At 40.2% G+C, this 3,002-nt stretch carries 2 protein-coding genes; both read left to right on the forward strand.

Annotation, left to right across the window (positions count from 1 at the left end):
• Window positions 1–156: 156 nt before the first annotated feature.
• The gene (locus ACKTSG_RS13895; RefSeq protein ID WP_407895600.1) at window positions 157–1,035 is read left to right on the forward strand and encodes an ATP-dependent endonuclease; all 879 of its coding nucleotides are present in this window, start codon (window positions 157–159) and stop codon (window positions 1,033–1,035) included.
• Between the two features lie 2 nt (window positions 1,036–1,037).
• Window positions 1,038–2,831, forward strand: coding sequence for a UvrD-helicase domain-containing protein (locus tag ACKTSG_RS13900; RefSeq protein ID WP_407895602.1), 1,794 nt, complete (start codon window positions 1,038–1,040; stop codon window positions 2,829–2,831).
• Window positions 2,832–3,002 lie beyond the last annotated feature (171 nt).

Here is a 3,002-nt window from a genome sequence, read left to right on the forward strand (position 1 = left end):
TGCATCAAGACGATACCTCTTTCATTAATTGTGTAGGAACTTTAATGATAACAGGTCGTATCGACTTGGTGTTTTTTATTTTGTCTGAGTGCTAACGATAGTGGCTAACTTGATTGTAAAACGCGGGATCGGTTTTTAGATGCAACTAAGAGCAATTTGTTCTTTGCCAAAGGATTAATCCTAGTGGAAGGTTATGCTGAAAATATTTTGATCCCTGCATTGGCAGAGTTGATTGGTATGCCACTTCATCGTGATGGCGTCTCGATTGTGAATGTTGAGGGGACTAGTTTCAAACAGTACGTTAAATTGTTTTCTCAAAAAGATGGTAATGAAAAGATTCAGACTCCAATTTCTGTAGTTACTGATTCAGACATCAAACCAAAAGTATTCAGTATTACCCGCGAAAATTCTGCAGAGGTCTTGAAACTAGTTGATAAGCCAGAGTCACTGGATGATCAACTTATGGGTAGCACATATGCTACCTTCTCCGCGTTGGTAAAGGCTTTCGGACTGGAATATACCAACACTAATGCAAACGCTTTGAGACAACAAGTCACGACGCCCCTGACGGATGCGCAATGGGGGGAGCAATTGGCTGAGAAGCAGAATAAACTTACTGATATGTACGGGAAACTTACTGCCACGAGCAAAGTGTTGCTTTCACCTTTGTGGACTCTGGAATACACACTCTTGCATAGCTCCCTGCGACGCTTGATGATACAGGCAATTGCCGAGACACAATACAATCCCCAAAAAAGCGGAGATTTGATTAAGACTTTTGAAGCAACGTATGAATCTAATTTTCAGTCTGCCCCACATCAGGCTGCATATAATGCCTATGTAGCGTTGGATAAGGGATCTGTATCGAAAACACAGGTGAGCGAACGGTTAGTTGAACTGATTAATGAACTTGATCCTAGTACAAGAGAAACCTTGAAATCTAAAATTTTGGGTGATGATTCTGAGGCTGAAGATCAATACTGTAAGTATTTGGTTGATGCAATTAAGTTTGCTAGTGGTCGGGGGGCAAATTAACAATGGACCTGGAGCAAATAGAAAAGCTGCTGTTGCATGGAGCGCATTTCACCACGGAACAAAAACAAGTAATTCAAGCACCGGGTCGCATCAACGTTGTTGCCGGACCAGGATCAGGTAAAACAACTGTGTTGGCTGCAAAAGTTCTCTTACTATTAACCAACCCACAGATAGACGGTAAGGGCATTTGTTGTATTACACATACGAATGTTGCTGTGAATGAAATTCTAGAACGTCTTAAAATTGGTGGAATTGATGAGGTCGAGTATCCTAATTTTGTTGGGACTATTCAAAGCTTTATGGATACGTTCCTTGGAAGGACCGCTTTTGCTAAGATTCTACCTGGAGTTACTATGAAACTATTGGAAGAGGAAAAATACAAGGAAAGGTACACGCAGAATTTCAAGAGAATCGTAACGACCTACACCTATCCGAAAGTTCCAAATCCTGATAAATGGCAAACTAAATTAGTAATTTCAGATAGTGGGTTATATCATTATGAAAATGTTAGTCAGAATTTCCAATATGGGATTAATCATGCACTTAAATGGTTATTTAATGATGGCATTGTATCATATAATGATTTAAAATCTCTGTCAAATTGGTATTTAAACCAACATAAGGCCGAGTTGTGTGCGGCTCTTGGTGAACGCTTTTCGTATCTAATGCTGGATGAGGCACAGGATACCGATATGATGCAATTTAATATCATTAACAATCTTGCCTCAGCTAGTTCTCTCAATGTACAAAGATTCGGTGATCCCTATCAGTCTTTGTACACAATCTATGGCAGTGAGGTTGAGGATTCCTGGAAACCTAAGAATGATGAAGGAGTGTATGCTACGAAGGAAATCTCGGAAACGACCAGATTCGGTAGTGTGATTGCTGGGGTCGTCAAGAATGTTTGCATCGAGGAGTATAGCCATTTCCATTCTAATCAACAGTTTCACTCGTTTCCAAAATATTTCTTAACTTATGCTACGGGCGACGAGCTAAGAAAGAAACATGACAGATTAATTGAGTCAGCAGCGAATTCGGATACGAATTTTCGTGATTCTGATAGAGTGGATGCAATCGTTGGCGTAATGCACGACGATGTGTACAGAGTTGAGTCAGAATACGTTAGAGAATCTACTAAGCAACGAGGACACAGAAGAGCCGTCAAGGAAATTTATGATTTACTTGTCACATTATTAGCTAACACCATGAATCATTCCGTTGTGGAAGAACAACAGATTGTGCGAAGTGATGGAAACCTTAATCAAGGGTTGGCTGACATAATTCAACGACTAGCAGACAAGCAACTGACTTGCGAGGAGTTGTACGATTCTTTGAACAAATTTATTGCGATTGACTCGTCAATTGTAGATAGCTTTAAAAGTGATTGTGAGCACCTGATTAGATCTGTAAATTCTTTATCAAACCAACCGGAGATTACAGAAAAAACACCCTCGATTGTTCATCGTGAGTTCTCTACAATTCACGGAGTAAAGGGCGAAACTCATCGTTCAACTGTCCTTCTCTTGGACTCATGTGTGCATCCGAAATATGGTCTTGATGAGCACGAAAATGAATTTAATAAATTCTTCGAGGTTATTTTCCCATACTTATTAGGCCATCGAACAAAGTTTTCGGAAAATGCAGAAGTCAGAAAGTTGCAACGTGATTCCCTGAAGTTAGCATACGTTGCGTTAAGTCGGCCCAAATATTTGGTGGCAGTCGCAATACCTATCAAGGACCTTGGTGATAAGAAACGAGAAGAATTGCTCTCGCATGGATGGGTGGAAGCAAAATAGCGGATTTAATTTGTATCGTGAATATTCAGAAGCAAAGGGGCAGACTGGAATTAAGTCAAGTTTTGAGACAGTGAATCTATTTGATTGTTGCGCTGTGATTTCATGGTAATGCGCTCCAAGCCATCATCTGGCCACTCAAATGAGTAAGTTCATATTGCACTGGACTCATCA

The sequence above is a fragment of the Lacticaseibacillus salsurae genome (assembly GCF_045862175.1).
GTDB classification, from domain to species: domain Bacteria; phylum Bacillota; class Bacilli; order Lactobacillales; family Lactobacillaceae; genus Lacticaseibacillus; species Lacticaseibacillus salsurae.

Excerpts from the sequence above, each read along its gene's own strand:
- ACKTSG_RS13900 (WP_407895602.1), top strand. The coding sequence starts at position 1,038 with ATGGACCTGGAGCAAATAGAAAAGCTGCTGTTGCATGGAGCGCATTTC.